The following is an 18,090-nucleotide window of genomic DNA, read 5'->3' as shown; positions in this document are numbered from 1 at the left end:
ACTGGGCAGGAGCGCAGCTAAGCGCCGGCGGTGCTTTGGCGGACCACCAGCTCGGGCGTGAACACCACCGCCCGGTGCTTGGCGCCGCCGCTCTCCTGTTCTTCCGCGAGCAGCTCGATCGCCGTGCGGCCCAGCGCTTCCGTGGGCTGGCGGATGGAGGACAACGGGACCACTGCGGAAATGGCGAAATCGATGTCGTCATAGCCAATGAGCGCGATGTCCTCGGGTATCCGGACGGTCCGCAGCATGGTCAACGACTGCATGACGCCGAGTGCCAGGAGGTCGTTGGAGCAGAACACGGCTTCGGGACGCTTTTCCGGCGAGCGCTCCACCAGGCTATTGCCTACTTGTCGGCCCGCAAGAACGGTCTGTCCGGCGGAGTCGAGCACTTCAATGCTGGCATCCGCCACTTCGCTGACGGCACGCTGCGCGCCCTTGAGTCGGCTGGCCACCTGTCGTATGGACGGCGTACCAACAAAAGCTAAACGACGGCGGCCCTGGTCCAGCAGGTGCTTGGCGGCCAAGTAGCCACCTTCTTGGTCATCCACGGAGACCGAGCTGCAGCGATCGGTGTCCGCGAGTTCGTCCACCAGAACAGTGGGCACGCCGCGTTCGCGGAGGGTATCGATCCGCTCCCCCACATCTCCTACCGGAGAAATCAGCAGGCCTTGGACGCGTTGCTCTTGGAAAAGGTCCATGTAGTGCGCTTCGCGGGAGGAGTCCTGACCGCTGTCCCCCACCAGCACTACGCTGCCCAGGGCCGCCGCAGCATCTTCCGCCGCGCGAGCCACTGAGGAGAAGAAGGGGTTTCCAACGTCCAACACGATCAGGCCAATGGTGCGGCTTTGGCCGGCGCGGAGCTGACGGGCGGCGTCGTTGCGGACGAAGCCGAGTTCAGCAATGGATTTGAGGACACGTTCCTTGGTCCTCTGCGAAACCCTGTCCGGATAGTTCAGCACATTGGAAACAGTTCCCACTGCTACCTGGGCGTGAGTGGCAACGTCTTTGATGCTGGCTGTCTGGGACATGCTTTCCGATCTCCGCTGGCTGACGTCAATGTGTTGGAAACGTCTTGACACCCTCCCGTTTACGAGGGTAATTTGAATCGTAACAAATGAAACGATTCAAAGACGAGTAACCCTGGAGATCCGCACATGAGGGTTTGTTTCCGCTCTTCAGTCCAGCCGGAACTGATGGCCGAGTACAAGCAGCGCCACGCCGCCGTATGGCCGGAGATGCTGTCCGCACTGAAAAACGCAGGGTGGAACAACTACTCCCTGTTCCTCGCTCCGGATGGCCAATTGATCGGCTACCTGGAATGCGAAGACTACGAGGCCGCCCAAGCTCGCATGGCTGTCACGGAGATCAATGCCCGCTGGCAGGCCGAGATGGCCACCCTCTTCGCGAACAGCGATGTCCCTCCGGACCAGGGCTTCGAAGTCATTGAAGAAGTTTTCAACCTTGAAGACCAGCTTGCCGCCGCGGACGACGTCATAGCCGCCGCCGGCGTCACACACATAGACAAAGACCCCGCCCACGAGTACCAAAAGGAACAAGCATGAACACCACAGAATCGGCCCTGGGCCGTCTAGGGGAACTGGCCATTGAAGTGCCGTCCTGGGCCTACGGAAATTCCGGGACCCGGTTCAAGGTCTTCGGCACCCCCGGTACTCCACGCACCGTTCAGGAAAAGATCGCCGACGCCGCCAAGGTGCACGAGCTCACCGGGCTGGCACCTACTGTGGCATTGCACATCCCGTGGGACAAGGTGGATGACTACGCAGCGCTGCGCGAATACGCCGCAGGGTTGGGCGTCGGGCTGGGCACCATCAACTCCAACACCTTCCAGGATGACGAGTACAAGTTCGGCTCCCTGACGTCCTCCAACGAGTCCGTGCGTCGCCGGGCCATCGATCACCACCTGGAGTGCATCGAGATCATGCACGCCACCGGGTCCAAGGACCTGAAGATCTGGCTGGCTGACGGCACCAACTACCCGGGCCAAGACGATATCAGAGGCCGCCAGGACCGCCTTGCCGAGTCCCTCCAAGAGATCTACGCGGGCCTCGGTGACGAGCAGCGCCTGGTACTGGAATACAAGTTCTTCGAGCCCGCTTTCTACCACACCGATGTTCCGGACTGGGGAACCTCCTACGCTCAGACCCTTGCACTCGGTGAGAAGGCTTTCGTCTGCCTCGACACCGGCCACCATGCCCCGGGCACCAACATCGAATTCATCGTGATGCAGCTCCTGCGTCTGGGCAAGCTGGGTTCCTTCGACTTCAACTCCCGCTTCTACGCCGACGATGACCTGATTGTTGGCGCGGCTGATCCTTTCCAACTGTTCCGCATCATGCACGAGGTCATCCGCGGTGGCGGCTTCGGCAAGGACTCCGGTGTCGCCCTCATGCTGGATCAGTGCCACAACCTCGAAGAGAAGATCCCGGGCCAGATCCGCTCGGTCCTCAACGTCCAGGAAATGACCGCCCGCGCCCTGCTCGTGGACACCGCAGCACTCTCCGAAGCACAGCGTGCCGGGGATGTCCTGGCCGCCAACGGCATCTTCAACGATGCCTTCTACACCGATGTCCGCCCGGTCCTGGCCGAGTGGCGCGAATCCCGCGGCCTGCCCGCCGATCCGATGGCCGCGTACAAGGCCAGCGGATACCAGAAGAAGATCAACGAGGACCGCGCAGGCGGCCAGCAAGCCGGATGGGGCGCCTAAGCATGACTACCAACACCACTGTTGAAGAGCTGATTTCCCGTTCCAACCGACTCGGCGCGGACAAACGGAACACCAACTTCGCTGGCGGCAACACCTCCGCCAAGGGCACCGAGAAGGATCCTGTCACTGGCCAGGACGTTGAGCTCCTGTGGGTCAAAGGCTCCGGCGGAGACCTCGGCACTCTGAAGGCTGAGAACCTCGCAATACTCCGGCTGGACCGGCTGCAGGCGCTCAAGTCCGTTTACCCCGGCGTCGAGCGAGAAGACGAAATGGTGGCCGCCTTTGATTACTGCCTGCACGGAAAGGGCGGCGCCGCGCCGTCGATCGACACCGCCATGCATGGCCTGGTTGATGCTGCCCATGTTGACCATCTGCACCCGGACTCGGGCATCGCGATCGCTACCGCGGTTGACGGCGAGGCACTGACCTCCAAGGTCTTCGGCGACAAAGTGGTGTGGGTTCCGTGGCGTCGGCCCGGTTTCCAACTGGGCCTGGACATCGCGGCGATCAAGGATGCCAACCCGCAGGCCATCGGCACCATCCTGGGCGGCCACGGCATCACCGCGTGGGGTGCCACCAGCGAAGAAGCCGAGGCCAACTCGCTGTGGATCATTGACCAGGCCGAGAACTACATCAAGGACAACGGCAAGACGGAGCCCTTCGGCGCCCAGCTTCCCGGTTACGGCGCCCTCCCAGAGGCTGAGCGCCGTGCCAAGGCAGCTGCCCTCGCTCCGGTGATCCGCGGCCTGGCTTCCACGGACAAACCGCAGCTGGGGCACTTCAGCGATGACGCCGTCGTGCTTGAATTCCTTGAGTCCGCAGAGCACCCGCGCCTCGGCGCGCTGGGCACCTCCTGCCCGGACCACTTCCTACGCACCAAGGTCAAACCGCTGGTCCTGGACCTGCCGGCCGACGCCACCATCGAGGAGTCAACCAACCGCCTCAAGGAACTGCACGCCGCCTACCGCGAGGATTACCAGGCGTACTACGACCGCCATGCAGACGAGAACAGCCCGGCCCTCCGCGGTGCGGACCCGGCAATCGTGCTGGTCCCCGGCGTGGGCATGTTCTCCTTCGGCAAGGACAAGCAAACCGCACGCGTGGCCGGCGAGTTCTACATCAACGCCATCAACGTCATGCGCGGCGCCGAGGCCATCTCCACCTACGCCCCGATCGAGGAATCCGAAAAGTTCCGCATCGAGTACTGGGCCTTGGAAGAAGCCAAGCTCGCCCGGATGCCCAAGCCCAAGTCCCACGCCACCCGCATCGCGCTGGTGACCGGTGCGGCGTCGGGCATTGGCAAGGCGATCGCCACCCGTTTGGCGTCCGACGGCGCGTGCGTGGTCATTGCCGACCTGAACCTTGAGAACGCGCAAAAGGTCGCCGAGGAACTGGGCGGTTCCGACGTCGCCATCGGCGTCCAGGCCGACGTGACCGACGAAGCCCAGATCGCTACTGCCATCCAGGAAGCCGTGCTCGCGTTCGGCGGGCTCGACCTGGTGGTCAACAACGCCGGCCTGTCCATCTCCAAACCGCTGCTGGAGACCACCGAGAAGGACTGGGACCTCCAGCACAACGTCATGGCCAAGGGCTCGTTCCTGGTGTCCAAGGCCGCGGCCAAGGTCATGATCGATCAAGGCCTGGGCGGAGACATCATCTACATCTCCTCCAAGAACTCCGTGTTCGCCGGCCCCAACAACATCGCCTACTCGGCCACCAAGGCAGACCAGGCCCACCAGGTCCGTCTCCTTGCCGCTGAATTGGGCGAGTACGGTGTCCGCGTCAACGGCATCAACCCCGACGGCGTGGTCCGCGGCTCCGGTATCTTCGCCGGCGGCTGGGGCGCCAAGCGAGCCGCCGTGTATGGCGTGGACGAGCAGGAACTGGGCAAGTACTACGCCCAGCGCACGCTCCTCAAGCGCGAAGTCCTTCCCGAACACGTGGCCAACGCCGCGTCCGTGCTTACCAGCAACGAGCTCTCCCACACCACCGGCCTCCACATCCCCGTGGACGCCGGCGTGGCAGCAGCCTTCCTCCGCTAGGACTCACAGTGACCAACGGAACCACCACGGACACCGCCCCGGCACACGCCGGGGCGGTGTCCGCTCCCGCAGACATCAACGCAGTGTTCGCCGCCATCGACATCGGAGCCTCGTCCGGCCGCGTCATGCTCGGCCGCGTCTCTCCCTCCACAGGTGTCTCCCTCGAGACCATCCACCGCTTCCCCAACGGCGTCATAGAGATCAACGGCGGCCTCCACTGGGACTTCGACGCCCTGTTCGCCGAGGTACTCAAGGGCCTAACGGCCGCCGCTTCCGTTGCGGCCACGAACGGCGAGCGCATCGTCAGCATCGGCATCGACACTTGGGCTGTGGACTACGGATTGGTGAACGATGCCGGCGAACTCACCTCGGTTCCGTTCAGCTACCGGGACGAGCGCAGCCGGGCCACGGTGGAGCGCGTCCATGCGGACATTTCCCCCGAGAAGCTCTACGCCACCACGGGCTTGCAGTATCTGCAGTTCAACACGATTTACCAGCTCGCTGCCGAACCGAATCTGGATGGGCTGCAGGCCCTCCTCATTCCGGACCTGATCGCCTTCCTGCTTACAGGAGAACGTCGGACCGAGGCCACCAACGCCTCCACCACGGGGCTCTTCGATGCCGTCAAGGGCGAGTGGGCCACCGGATTCTTGGATGCTTTGGGGCTTCCCCGGAACCTCTTCCCGCCGCTCATCCAGCCCGGAGAAACCGTGGGCACACTGCTTCCGGCGATCCTTGAGCAGACGGGTCTGCCCGCTGACACTATGGTGGTGGCTGTCGGCTCGCACGACACCGCCTCGGCCGTCGCCGCCGTTCCAGCCGACGAGCAAGACTTTGCCTACATCTCCTCCGGCACATGGTCGCTGGTGGGAGTGGAACTGAACAAGCCCGTACTGACTGAAGCGAGCCGTAGCGCCAACTTCACCAACGAACGCGGCGTGGACGGCACCATCCGGTACCTGCGAAACGTCGGCGGTTTGTGGTTGCTCAGCGAATGTCAGCGGGCTTGGGCTGCGCAGGGGTTCAGCCAATCACTGCCGGCATTGTTGGACTCAGCTGCGGCGCTGCCTGAGGGCGGCCCACAGATCAACGCCGACGACCCCGCCTTCACCGCCCCGGACAACATGCCGGACCGCATCCGCGCAGCCGTGCGCAACACCGGTGCCGTGCTCGCAGACCGTCCTGCCGCCGTCGTGCGTTGCATCATGGACAGCCTCGCGGCCGGCTACGCTCGCACACTGGCCGACGCCGAACGGCTCACCGGCCGCAGCGTGGACGTGGTGCACATTGTGGGCGGCGGTTCGCAGAACCGGCTTCTGTGCCAGCTCACCGCGAATGCCACCGGAAAGCCTGTGGTTTCAGGACCTGTGGAAGCCACCGCGCTGGGCAACGTGCTGGTGCAGGCACGCGCCGCTGAAGTGGTGGCCGGCGGCCTGGCTGAGCTGCGTGGGCTGGTTGCCGCCGGAACGGAGCTGGCGCGCTACGAGCCGGCCCCTGAGGTCAGCGGCGTGGCCTTCTGACCCTCATTGGCAAGAGGATGGCCGCGAAACAACCCGCAGGGGTTGCTTTGCGGCCATCCATCGTTCAATCAAGGTCAGGAAGCCACACCGCCATCGGCCGAACGTCTGGTACGTCACAGCGCCGGATGAGGGTGCCGCGCTAAACTGATCGCATTATGATCCGCACAATGTTCAAGTCCAAGATCCACCGCGCAACGGTGACCCACGCCGACCTCCACTACGTCGGTTCCGTCACTGTCGACCTGGACCTCCTGGACGCGGCCGACATCCTTCCCGGCGAGCTCGTCTCCATTGTGGACGTCACCAACGGCGCCCGGCTGGAGACGTACACCATTGCCGGCGAGCGCGGTTCCGGCGTGATCGGGATCAACGGGGCGGCCGCCCACATGGTCCACGTTGGCGATACCGTCATCCTCATCACCTACGCCGAGATGACCACGGAAGAGGCCCGGATTTATGAGCCCCGCGTGGTCCACGTGGGCAAGGACAACAAGATCCTGCAGCTCGGCAATGACCCAGCCGAGGGCCACACTCCCGGGCTGATGCGCCCGCCGCATGCGCTCAGCAACGCAGCGCACCTCAGCTAAGGCTCCACAGCAACGCTCGACGTCGGCCCTCACCGGAGGGCCGACGTCGAGTGCGTTGTGAGTCCGTATGACGGAACTCTCGGCAGAAAACGCTTACTCGAACGGCGGTTCTGGCTAGGCTGGGAACCGTGACCCAGCAAACCCCCACCCGCACAGCGCCATGATCGGCGTCCTTTCCGGGTTCTTCGTGGTGTGGGCCATCATCCTGGTGGGCATGTTCGTTGGACGCCGGAACATCCTTGGCGAGAATGCCCGGTCCGTCCTAAGCTCGCTGACCTTCTTCGTGGCGAGTCCGGCGCTCCTGTTCGAGACCTTGAGCAAAGCCAAACTGCATGACGTCTTCGCCGCCCCGTTGCTGGTCACTGCCGTGGGCGCTGTGGTGACGGGCCTGCTGTTCTTCCTGATGGTGAAGTTCTGGCTCAAACGAACCATGCCGGAAGCCCTCATGTCCTCCATGAGCGCGTCCCTGGCCAACTCGGCCAACCTGGGCATCCCCATCGCCGTGTTCGTGCTGGGTGACGCCAGCTATGTGGCTCCCCTGTTGATCTTCCAGCTGGCGTTCTTCACGCCGATGTACCTGATGGCCCTGGACGCCAGCACCAGTTCGCACCGCACCACTCCCGTGCGTTTCCTGCTGATGATCGTGAAGAACCCCATGATTGTGGGCTCAGCGCTGGGGCTTCTGGTGGCGGGCACTGGATTTCAGGTCCCCACACTGATTTTGGAGCCCATCCACCTCATTGGCGGCGCAGCGATTCCGGCAATGCTGATGTCCTTCGGCATGAGCCTGAACGGGTCCAAGCCACTGCAAAAAGCCGCAGGCCGTAGGTTGGATACCTTGTTGGCCAGCGGATTCAAGCTGGTTGTCCATCCCCTGATCGCCTACTTGTTCGCGCGCTTCGCGTTGGGCATGGATGGTCACGCGTTGTTTGCCGTGGTGGTCACTTCGGCCCTGCCCACGGCCCAAAATGTGTTCGTTGCAGCCAACCGCTACCAAGCGGGAATCACCGTGGCCAAGGACACCGTGCTGATCACCACCATCGTGGCTGTGCCGGCCATGATCGCCGTGGCGCTCCTGCTCGCCTAGCTGTGCCGCCCAAGCGAGGGTTACTCCACGTCCGCGCTGGCCAGGTAGTAGTCCAAGAGCTGGGCGCAGCGGATGAAGCCCAGATGCGAGTAAGCCTGAGGATGGTTGCCCAGATGTGTTTCCGTGCCGGGATCGTACTCCTCCGGCAACAGGCCAGTGGGTCCGAACAGTGCCACCAACTGATTGAACAACTCCAAGGCATCATCCAAGCGGCCAACAGCCAGGTACGCCTCGATCAGCCAAGTGGTGCAAATGTGGAAGCCACCCTCCAAACCCGGCAGCCCGTCGTCGTACCTGTATCGGAAAACGGTGGGTCCCACGCGCAACTCGCGTTCAACCGCCGTGACGGTATCCAGGAAGCGCTGGTCCTGGACATCCAGCAGGCCCGAGAGCCCGATGTGCAGGACCGCGGCATCCAGGTCAGGGCTGTCGTAGGCCACAGTGTAGGAAGCTGCGGACTCATCCCAGCCCTCGCGAAGGACTTCCTCCCGGATGGTTTCGGCAGTGACGGCCCAGTCCGCATGAGGCCGGCGCCCATGCAGGGCGGCGGCCCGGAGGGCCCGGTCCAGCGTCACCCAGCACATCACTTTGGTGTAGACGTGATGCCTGGGGGCCCGTCGTGCTTCCCAAATCCCGTGGTCAGGTTCATGCCAGCGGGCCAGCACCGCATGGGCCATCTGCTCCATCAGGAACCAGTGTTGTTCGGGCAGGAACCCGCGGCGTTCAGCAAGATCGTGGATCAGATCGGCGATGGGCCCGAACACATCCAGCTGCACCTGGTGGTCCGCCGCGTTGCCGATGCGCACCGGTCGTGACCCCGCATAGCCGGGCAGGCTTTCCACAATTGCCTCCGTGGAGAGCGGCGCACCCGTCACCGAGTACAGAGGGTGCAGCCACTCGGGCCCCGGCGCATTTTGAAGGATGCGGTCCAGCCAGGCAAGGAAACCGTCGGCCTCCTGCGTGGAACCCAACGACACCAGGGAATTCACGGTCATGGACCCGTCACGCAGCCAGCAGTAGCGGTAATCCCAGTTTCGGGTCCCGCCGATACCCTCAGGCAAGGAGGTGGTGGGCGCGGCCAACACGGCGCCGGTGGGCTCATGAACAAGCGACTTCAGCACCAACGCGGAGCGGCGCACCAATGATGTTTTGATGGTGGGCAGCTGCAGTGCCTTGATCCAGTCACGGGAGGACTGCCCGACGGCGGTGCGCCGGTTTGGTTCGCCGCCCGGGTCCGCGGGTGGCGGCTCGGTGTCACCGCAGCGGAGATTCAACACCACAGGACCATGGTTAAGGGGAACTTCAGCCGTGGCCGTGGCGTATTTGCCGTCGCTGGTAATCCGGAACGAAACCCCGGGTGCGGAGAGGATGATCGGATCCGAAGTACCCATGATGTGGACATCGTCGCCGCGGACCTCCATGCTGAAGGGCGCGTTGGCATAGTCCGGCCTGGGCGCAAAAACCACGCGCGCGGTGCCCGTCCCGGAAAGCACCCGCACCAGGCTGGTGATGCCTTCCGGTGCCGGCTCCAAATAATCAGTCACGGTGACGTCAGCCCAGCGCGTCTCCACGATCATGGTGTTATCCACATACCGCTGAGCCAGCACCTGCGATGGCTTCACCGGTTCTATGCTGAAGTGACCGGCGGGTTCACCGCCAAGAATGTGGGCAAATATGGATCCGGAATCGGGAAGGGGATGACTCATCCAGCAGACTTTGGCGTCCGGGGTCAGCAGTGCTGTGGAGCTCCCGTTGCCGATCATGGAATGCCGTTCCAGCCCTACCGCATCTTCTCCAAACAGCCATGCCCGTCTGAGTTCGAACAACAAAGCCAGTACGCGCGCAAAGGCTTCCGGGTCAGCGATGGTGTGCGCCGCCGTCGTATCCCCGGGGCCCACATGAAGGCCGAGGTCCGGTCCGCGCAGGGTGGCGATTGCTTTTTCGTCGCTCTCGGCGTCACCGGCGTACAGCGCGGCACTTACCCCGAGCCGTGCACGTAGCTGCTCAAGCGCCTGGCCTTTGGCAGGCTCTTCCACGGTGAGGTCCAAAACGGTGCCATCGATGATGAAGTACAGACCGAACTCAATGGCGATCTTCTGCGAAAGGAAAATCACCCGATCCACCACCTCGGGGGTAGCCGGCCGGGTATGCACGGCCACGCCCACGGGTTTGCGGACGATGCTGATGCCTTTCTCAAAGCCCACAGCCTCGGTCAACGCCGTAGCCACCTGTTGGAGGAGCTGTTCCGTGGCCAGGGACAAGGTGTAGGCATAGCCCATGTCGAATTCCACACCGTGGGAACCCACCAGATGTACCTCGGCCGGAAGGCGGGAAACGGCGGCCAGGTCCCGCAACGAGCGCCCGGAAATGATGGCTGTGTGCGTGTTGGGCAAGGCGGCGAGCGCACGGAGTGCCACCGCAGCGCTATCCAGTGGCAAGGTCTCGGTGGACACGCCCTCAGCGGAGCAGAGAGTCCCACCGTAATTGCACGCCACCAGTAGTCCGGGGACGCGGGCGAGTGCCCTGAGTTCGGCGAACAGCTGCGGCGTAATTCCGCTCTCCGCGTCAGACTGGAGAACGGTGCGGAGGAGGCCAAGCGGGAGAGACTTCATGAGCAGAGCAGAGTCGGCTACTGCTTGGTTCAGGTGCGTAGGCATGGCGGATCCTTCCGGGGCGGATAGCTACAGTTTCCGCCCTTCCGGTTTCGCTTGACTACCTAGTAAGTTGCAAATGCGTAAAGCTTTTCCTTGGATTTATCCCCCGGCAGGTCCCGCTCCCCGAACGCCACCACCGGCTCGGGAAACGGGACATGCTGCAGCACGGCTACTCCGCGAACGTGTCCGCGATGTCCAAGACGTCGTCCAGGATCGCCAGACCCGCACGGGCATCCTCAGCACTGATGTTGCAGGGCGGAACCACGTGGATGCGGTTGAAGTTGGCGAAGGGGATGAGACCGCGTGACTTGCAGGCCGCCACGAGTTGGTTCATTTCGGGGCTGGAAGAACCATAAGGAGCCAGTGGTTCGCGGGTGGCGCGGTCCTTGACCAGCTCGATGGCCCAGAAAACACCCCGGCCCCGCACTTCGCCCACGGAGCGGTGGCGTTGGGCGAATCCGGCGAGCGCCGGGCCGATCACCTCGGTGCCCAGGTTTGCCGCATGCTGCACCATGCCTTCGCGTTCCATGGCGTTGATGGTGGCCACTGCGGCCGCGGTAGCCAGGGGGTGGCCTGAGTAGGTCAGCCCGCCGGGATAGGCGCGTGTACCGAAAGTGGCTGCGATTTCCGGGCTAATGGCAACGCCACCAAGCGGTACGTAGCCGGAGTTCACTCCTTTCGCGAAGGTGATGAGGTCCGGGACAACGTCAAAATGCTCGACGGCGAACCACTTGCCGGTGCGTCCGAAGCCGGCCATGACCTCGTCGGCGATCAGGACGATGCCGTGTTTGGTGCATAGTTCCCGCACGCCCCGCATGTAGTCAACCGGCGGAACATAGATCCCGGCCGTTCCAGGGATACTTTCCAGCATGATCGCAGCGATGCTGGTGGGACCTTCGAGCTCGATGAGCTGTTCCAGGTGCTCCAGGGCCCGTTGAGCTTCCTGCTCCTCGGTGGTGGAGTGGAAGGCCGTGCGGTAGAGGTACGGCGGGAAGAAATGCAGGGTTCCCGTGGAGCCGTTGTCGCTGGCCCACCGCCGTGGGTCTCCGGTGATGTTAACGGCTAAGTGCGTTCCGCCATGGTACGAGCGGTAGGCGGAGAGGACCTTGTGGCGGCCCGTGTGCAAGCGGGCCATCCGGACGGCGTGCTCGTTGGCGTCCGCTCCGCCGTTGGTGAAGAAGATCCTGTCCAGCTCCCCCGGGGTTCGCTCGGCGATCAACCGTGCGGCTTCGGATCGGGCGTCGTTGACGTAGCTGGGAGCAATAGTGCACAGCTTGGCTGCCTGTGCGGCGATTGCTGCGACGACGGCAGGGTGCTGGTGCCCGATGTTGGTGTTGACCAGCTGGGAAGAGAAGTCCAGGTACTTGTTGCCCTCACCGTCCCAAACGTGTGAGCCCTCTGCGGCTGTGATGACCATGGGATCCAGCGTGTCCTGTGCGGACCAGGAGTGGAAGACGTGTTGACGGTCCAGATCGTAGGCGCGCTGGGCTGCCTCACGGTCCGTCTGCTGCGGTTCAAGAATGGCGGTCATGATGGTTTTCCTGACGTCGTCTCTGAGTAGTTCGGGGGAACGCTTAGGAGTTTTGCGGGAAACCGAGGTTGATCCCGCCGTGGCTGGGATCCAGCCAGCGGGTGGTGACGGCTTTGCCCCGGGTGAAGAAGCCCACTCCTTCAGAACCGTGGGCGTGGGTGTCTCCGAACAGGGAGTTCTTCCATCCGCCAAACGAGTAGTAGGCCATGGGCACCGGGACGGGGACGTTGATGCCAACCATTCCCACCTCAACCTCATTTTCGAAGCGGCGGGCGGCACCGCCGTCGTTCGTGAAAATCGCGGTGCCGTTGCCGTACGGGTTGGCGTTGATGGTGGCCAGGGCGTCGTCGTAGCTGTCCACCCGCACCACTGAGAGCACCGGGCCGAAGATCTCTTCCTGGTAGATGGACATGTCCGTGGTGACGTGATCGAACAGGGTGGGGCCTACGAAGAAGCCGTCGCCTTCGGAGTCGGGAACTACGCTGCGACCGTCGACGACGAGCGTGGCACCTGCCGCTTCACCGGCGTCGACGTATCCGGACACCTTGTCCCTGTGCTGGGAGGTCACCAGCGGGCCCATATCGCAACCTCGCAGTCCATCGCCGGTGCGCAGCGAGCGGGCACGGTCAGCGATTTTATCCACCAAAGCATCAGCGATGTCGCCGACGGCCAGGAGCGCCGAGACCGCCATGCACCGTTCGCCGGCTGAACCGAACCCTGCGTTGATGGCGGCGTCGGCGGCGAGGTCAAGATCGGCGTCGGGCAGGACAATCATGTGGTTCTTCGCGCCGCCCAAGGCTTGGACCCGCTTGCCGTGGGCGGTGGCGGTCTCGTAGACGTACTTGGCAATCGGGGTGGATCCCACAAAGGAAACGGCCTTGACGTCGGGGTGTGTCAGCAGGGTATCCACCGCTACTTTGTCGCCGTGGAGGACGTTGAAGACGCCGTCGGGAAGGCCGGCTTCCTTCCAGAGCTCGGCCACCCAGTTGACGGCCGTGGGGTCCTTCTCGCTGGGCTTGATGATCACGGTGTTGCCTGCCGCGATGGCGATGGGGAAGAACCACATGGGGACCATTGCCGGGAAGTTGAACGGGCTGATGATTGCCACGGGACCCAGCGCTTGCCGGATGGAGTGGATGTCCACCTTGGTGGAGGCGTTTTCGGTGTAGCTGCCCTTGAGCAGGTGCGGAATACCGCAGGCGAACTCCACCACTTCCTGGCCGCGGCTTACTTCGCCCAGGGCGTCGTCCAGCACCTTGCCATGCTCGGAGGTGATGATCGCGGCGAGCTCGTCCTTGCGGGAGTTGAGGAGCTCACGGAAAGCGAAAAGAACCTGGGTTCGGCGGGCCAGGGAGGTATCGCGCCACGCCGGGAAGGCCGCTTTGGCGGCGGCGACTGCGGTGTTTCCGTCCTCCACGCTGGCCAGGGCAACCTGCCCGGTGACCTTACCCGTGGCCGGGTTGGTAACGGGAGCGGTGCGGTCTCCGGCCGGGACGTAGCTGCCGTTGATCCAGTGCTCGATGGTGTTCAAGAGTTCTCCTTGGTGCGGGGTGATGTGCAGGCTGGATTCAGTCTGTCCGGCGTTCAGCAGCCGCAGTAGGGCCTATGTGTAAGAGAATTCCTTGAGAGCCTTACACTGTGTAAATGCTGCCCACTGTTCGCGCCGTCCTTGAGCTTCCCGTGTTGCGGGCCGCCGTACCCACCGTTCTTGGCGGTACTGACCGCTTGGAGGCGCCCGTTCGCTGGGTGCACGTCAGCGAAATTCTCGACGTCGGCGGCCTGCTGTCCGGCGGGGAATTGGTGCTGACCACAGGACTGGAGTTGGAGAAGTCCCCGGAAGAGTCGGCGTCGTTCATCTCTTCGCTGGAGGCCGCCGGAGCGGCCGGACTGATTGTGGAACTCATTGGCCAGCGCCCCCGCAGCCGCAGGGCCCTGGAGAAAGCGGCCCGCTCCGCCTCCATGCCCGTGGTTGTGGTGGAGCGTCGGGTGCGCTTTGTCCAGGTCACGGAGATTGTGCACAGGATGATCGTGGCTGAACAACTGGAGCGTGTGGAACGTGCCCGCGACGTCCATGAGGCCTTCACCGTGCTGAGCTTGGAAAGTGCCGACACCCAACGTGTGGTGGAGCAAGCGGCCTCCATGATCGGTGCATCGGTAGTGCTGGAGGACCTCTCACACCTGGTTCTTGCCTATGCCGGGCAGCGCGTATCCACCACGGATCTTCTGAACGACTGGGAGCGGCGATCCCGGACCACCCCCTTCCCTGCCCACACCGCACGATCCGGACCGGAACAGTGGCTCCAGGCGGCAGTGGGAGTACGGCAACAAGTGTGGGGCAGGTTGGTAGTGCCTATGCCACCCGCCGATTTGGACGCCGATCAGGACATGGTCATCATGGTTCTGGAACGGGCGGCCCAGACCCTGGCCATCAACCGATTGGCGGATCGCGATCAGCGCGAGCTCAGCCACCATGCGCAAGCCGGACTCCTGAACGCACTCCGCCAACCCCGTGGGCTCAGCGAAGCAGAAGCATTGGCACGCGCCGGTTCCTTGGGGTTGAAGCGATCCTCCTACTATGTGCCGCTCGTATTCAGGACTGCCCTCACAGCATGGGGTTCGCCCATCCTTTCCGGCGACCCCTTCGCCGGCCAGCAGGACGAGCGCGAACTCTTGGAGAGGCTGGCCAAAGCATTGAAGTCCAGCGCCGGCACAGCGTTGGCGGCAAGCATCCAGTCCGGTTCAGTAGGAATGATCCTTTCCCTCCCCGCCCGGCAGCAGGAGGAACCGACGCTCCACATCCTCGCGGAGGCAGCCGCCGGTCCGGCTGAGGCCACACCCCCCGGCTGGATCATCGGAGTTGGCCGTCTGCAGCCAACGCTCTTGGAGGCCGCAGCGGGCATCGACGAAGCAGCGCATGTGGCCGAAAGCGCCGCCACGCTCCGGGATACGGGCAAGCCCTACTTCCGGGCTACCGACGTGCGCCTCCGCGGGCTGCTGGCTCTCTTGCGCAAGGATCCCCGCGTTCAGCAATTCGTGGAGTCGGAGTTGTCCGCCGTCCTCCGAGCGGACGCCGAAGGCAAAGGCGAATACCTGGACCTGCTGGGACGGTACCTCGGATCCGGTGGCAACAAGGCCGCCATGGCACGCAGTGGCTACCTGAGCCGGCCCACTCTTTACGCCAGGCTCAGGAAACTCGAGGATCTGCTGGGGGTGGATTTGGAGGACGCGGAATCGCGGACCTCACTGCACGTGGCGCTCCTGGCACACCTCATCCGGGGGCAGTGACGTCTCGCTGTTGATGGCACCATGGACAGATGGCCAAGCCCTTCACCCTGACGCAACTTCGGTACTTCGCCGTGGTGGCCGAACTCGAGAATATGACAGCTGCCGCCCAGCGGCTCATGGTGACGCAGTCTGCCCTGTCGGCTGCCATGGCTCAGCTGGAAGCAAGCCTGGCTACGCAGTTGTTCGTGCGCCACAAGTCCCGCGGTTTGCGGTTGACGCAGAGCGGCCGCCAATTCGCCCAGGACATCAAGTCCTTCCTGGAGCAGGCAGATTCGCTGTATGAGTCGGCGCGGGGACTTTCCACCACGCTGGTAGGTGAGTTGAAAGTGGGCGTTTTTGCCCCCTTGGCGCCTTTCCGTCTTCCCGCCATCCTGCAGACCTTCGAAACCCGGCATCCCGGCGTCGAAGTTTCCATTCTGGAGGCGGACCTGGCCACGTTGCAGGACGCGCTGATGGATGGCCGCTGCGATGTTGCCCTCACTTACGGGCTGGGTCTTGGCAAGGGGTTCGCCTACAAGGTGGTGGAGCGGGTTCCGCCGCACATCCTGGTCCACCAGGGTCATCCGGCGGCGGGGCGCCCGGAACGCGAAATTGCCCTGAAAGAGCTCGACGGCGAGCCTTCCGTGGTGTTGGACCTCCCGCACAGCCGGGAGTACTACGAGCAGTTGTATGCCACAGCAGGGGTAGTCCAGAATGTCCGCCATCGATTTGCCGGCTACGAGACGGTCCGCTCGTTTGTTGCCAAGGGTCACGGCTATGCCATCCTCAACCAGCGCCTGCACAGCGACGTGACCTACTCGGGCGGCAAGGTGGTCCCGTTGGCATTGACGGACGCTTTCCCCCCGATCGAGGTGATGCTGGTCAGGCCGGAGGGTGTCCAGGCCACCAAGCGCGTCCTCGCTTTCGAAGAGACCTGCCTGACCTTGTACGGAGCTGCCCGCGACTAGGTTTCGCTCCAGCTTCTATCAAATAAATCGATCGCAGAATCAAAAACAATCAATTGGACAGATGTGACGCGGGTCACCGATGGTTGAACAAGTCCGGCATCGACATCAGCGCGGAAGACCCCCAGGTCCCCGCCACTGCAGGAAAGTCGCCTTGGCCGGACCCCGGTTTGCCATCCTGATCAGAGGAGATTCGATGGTGCAGAACAGCGTCGAAAATGTCCGCGCGGTTTCCCCGCATGGCCCCGTCAGCAATAACCAGGCAATAATCGCCCACATCATTTCCCATAGCCGAAACACTGAATCGGCAACAGGAAACCTGAGCAACCTAGCGTGGCAGTCATGACCCTCAACAAGCTCGCCGCACACGAATCGGCCAAAGATCCAGCGGCCTCGGCGCCCTCCACCAGTGACAAGTCCACAACCATGCAGAAGCGTGTTCTGGCAGGCGGCAGCGTCGGTCAGTTCATCGAATTCTACGACTTCACCCTCTACGGCCTCACAGCTGTGGTGTTCTCCCAACTCTTCTTCCCGGGCAGCAACCCGCTGACAGCCATGCTCGCTACGTTCGCGACGTTCGGCGTGGCTTTCGTGGTCCGCCCCCTCGGCGGCCTGTTCTTCGGTGCACTGGGTGATCGGATCGGTCGGCGGCGCGTCCTCACCATCACCCTCATAGCGATCGGCGGAGCCACTGCCCTCATGGGACTGCTCCCCACCTACGCTCAAATCGGAGCTTGGGCACCGGCCCTCCTGGTGCTCTGCCGGCTTATCCAAGGATTCTCCGCGGGTGGCGAATCTGTTGGCGCCCCGTCCTTCGTGTTCGAACACGCGCCCGTGAGCAAACGTGGCTTCTGGCTCAACATCACCATCGCGGCAACAGCGCTGCCCTCTGTGGTGGCAGGTTCCATGATCCTGATCCTCAGCCAGTCCATGCCCAACTCAGCATTCATGGAATGGGGATGGCGCCTTCCGTTCCTGCTGGCCCTCCCCCTTGCCTTGTTTGGAGTGTGGATTCGCAGCCGTACCGAAGAAAGCGATGTCTTCAAAGAGGCACAATCCGGTCAGACCAAGGAATTCAGCCCCATCCGCGAGGCTTTCCGCGAAAACAAGCTCCGAATGGTGCAGGTCATCTTCGTCATGGGCCTGACAGCCATGGGATTCTACTTCCTCTCTGCCTACTTCGTTTCATATGTCCAGACCACAGGAAAGCTCAGCCGCGAGCAGTCACTGATGGTCAACGCCGCAGCACTGGCACTGTATGCCGTACTCCTGCCGATCGGCGGACGAATCGGGGATCGTTTCGGCCGCAAGCCAATGTTGATTGCTGGTTCCGCTGCCTTGGCTTTGCTGTCCATACCGAGCTTCATGCTGGTCACCAGCGGCAGCCTGCCCCTGGCATTGCTCGGCCAGTCCATCTTCGTGGTGGCACTGTGCATCTACGGCGGCGGCTGCTACACGTTCTTCGTCGAGATCTTCACCACAAAAACACGCTTCACCTCGGCCGCAGTTAGTTATAACGGCGCCTATGCGATCTTCGGCGGCACCGCTCCACTCATCGGCACGGCTTTGGTAGGCGCTACTGGAGTACCGCACGCGCCGGGCCTCTACATGGCGGCAGCTGCCGCCGTCGTGCTTCTCCTGATCCTCTTCACCAAGGTGCCCGAGACCCGCGGCCGAATGGGCTGACGCACACCGCACCCACCGCATTCCACAGC

Annotated in this window: 14 protein-coding genes; 9 read left to right on the top strand and 5 right to left on the bottom strand. The window is 63.3% G+C overall.

Annotated elements, in window-relative coordinates:
* Positions 1 to 17: 17 nt before the first annotated feature.
* On the bottom strand, positions 18 to 1,028 hold the full coding sequence (locus HAV21_RS14225) for a LacI family DNA-binding transcriptional regulator (protein WP_166842166.1): 1,011 nt from the start codon (positions 1,026 to 1,028) through the stop codon (positions 18 to 20).
* A 126-nt stretch (positions 1,029 to 1,154) separates the two neighbouring features.
* Between HAV21_RS14225 and HAV21_RS14220 the strand changes: the two genes are divergently transcribed.
* The 6 genes from HAV21_RS14220 (at position 1,155) to HAV21_RS14195 (ending at position 7,961) form a co-directional block, all read left to right on the top strand.
* The gene (locus HAV21_RS14220) at positions 1,155 to 1,562 is read left to right on the top strand and encodes an L-rhamnose mutarotase (protein ID WP_166842165.1); all 408 of its coding nucleotides are present in this window, start codon (positions 1,155 to 1,157) and stop codon (positions 1,560 to 1,562) included.
* Complete coding sequence (gene rhaI, locus HAV21_RS14215; protein WP_026543299.1) at positions 1,559 to 2,725, top strand: L-rhamnose isomerase; 1,167 nt, start codon at positions 1,559 to 1,561, stop codon at positions 2,723 to 2,725. Before HAV21_RS14220 ends, rhaI begins: the two co-directional genes overlap by 4 nt.
* A 2-nt stretch (positions 2,726 to 2,727) precedes the next feature.
* Positions 2,728 to 4,767, top strand: a complete 2,040-nt coding sequence (locus HAV21_RS14210) for a bifunctional aldolase/short-chain dehydrogenase (protein WP_166842164.1) — start codon at positions 2,728 to 2,730, stop codon at positions 4,765 to 4,767.
* An 8-nt stretch (positions 4,768 to 4,775) separates the two neighbouring features.
* Positions 4,776 to 6,287, top strand: coding sequence for a rhamnulokinase family protein (locus HAV21_RS14205; RefSeq protein WP_347877657.1), 1,512 nt, complete (start codon positions 4,776 to 4,778; stop codon positions 6,285 to 6,287).
* 155 nt (positions 6,288 to 6,442) lie between these two features.
* On the top strand, positions 6,443 to 6,874 hold the full coding sequence (gene panD / locus HAV21_RS14200) for an aspartate 1-decarboxylase (RefSeq protein ID WP_208096878.1): 432 nt from the start codon (positions 6,443 to 6,445) through the stop codon (positions 6,872 to 6,874).
* A gap of 160 nt (positions 6,875 to 7,034) precedes the next feature.
* The gene (locus HAV21_RS14195) at positions 7,035 to 7,961 is read left to right on the top strand and encodes an AEC family transporter (protein ID WP_166842163.1); all 927 of its coding nucleotides are present in this window, start codon (positions 7,035 to 7,037) and stop codon (positions 7,959 to 7,961) included.
* 20 nt (positions 7,962 to 7,981) lie between these two features.
* Here HAV21_RS14195 and HAV21_RS14190 read toward each other — a convergent pair whose 3' ends face one another.
* The 3 genes from HAV21_RS14190 to HAV21_RS14180 form a co-directional block, all read right to left on the bottom strand.
* The gene (locus tag HAV21_RS14190) at positions 7,982 to 10,618 is read right to left on the bottom strand and encodes a trehalase-like domain-containing protein (RefSeq protein WP_166842162.1); all 2,637 of its coding nucleotides are present in this window, start codon (positions 10,616 to 10,618) and stop codon (positions 7,982 to 7,984) included.
* Positions 10,619 to 10,784: 166 nt separating this feature from the next.
* Positions 10,785 to 12,146, bottom strand: coding sequence for an aspartate aminotransferase family protein (locus HAV21_RS14185; protein WP_166842161.1), 1,362 nt, complete (start codon positions 12,144 to 12,146; stop codon positions 10,785 to 10,787).
* Positions 12,147 to 12,189: 43 nt separating this feature from the next.
* Positions 12,190 to 13,677 (bottom strand): CoA-acylating methylmalonate-semialdehyde dehydrogenase, encoded by a 1,488-nt coding sequence (locus HAV21_RS14180; RefSeq protein ID WP_166842160.1) that lies wholly within the window; start codon positions 13,675 to 13,677, stop codon positions 12,190 to 12,192.
* Positions 13,678 to 13,790: 113 nt separating this feature from the next.
* On the opposite strand from HAV21_RS14180, the gene HAV21_RS14175 reads away from it, so the two are divergent.
* Complete coding sequence (locus HAV21_RS14175) at positions 13,791 to 15,431, top strand: PucR family transcriptional regulator ligand-binding domain-containing protein (protein ID WP_166842159.1); 1,641 nt, start codon at positions 13,791 to 13,793, stop codon at positions 15,429 to 15,431.
* A 29-nt stretch (positions 15,432 to 15,460) separates the two neighbouring features.
* Positions 15,461 to 16,378: a LysR family transcriptional regulator gene (locus HAV21_RS14170; protein WP_166842158.1), complete on the top strand. Its 918-nt coding sequence runs from the start codon at positions 15,461 to 15,463 to the stop codon at positions 16,376 to 16,378.
* A 73-nt stretch (positions 16,379 to 16,451) separates the two neighbouring features.
* Here HAV21_RS14170 and HAV21_RS22040 read toward each other — a convergent pair whose 3' ends face one another.
* On the bottom strand, positions 16,452 to 16,664 hold the full coding sequence (locus HAV21_RS22040; RefSeq protein ID WP_208096876.1) for a hypothetical protein: 213 nt from the start codon (positions 16,662 to 16,664) through the stop codon (positions 16,452 to 16,454).
* A gap of 53 nt (positions 16,665 to 16,717) precedes the next feature.
* Between HAV21_RS22040 and HAV21_RS14165 the strand changes: the two genes are divergently transcribed.
* Positions 16,718 to 18,061 (top strand): MFS transporter, encoded by a 1,344-nt coding sequence (locus HAV21_RS14165; RefSeq protein ID WP_142937700.1) that lies wholly within the window; start codon positions 16,718 to 16,720, stop codon positions 18,059 to 18,061.
* Positions 18,062 to 18,090 lie beyond the last annotated feature (29 nt).

The organism is Paenarthrobacter sp. MSM-2-10-13 (genome assembly GCF_011605365.1).
Classification (GTDB): domain Bacteria; phylum Actinomycetota; class Actinomycetes; order Actinomycetales; family Micrococcaceae; genus Arthrobacter.
Note: the sequence above shows the minus strand (reverse complement) of the source record. Positions and strands in the feature narration are given on the sequence as shown.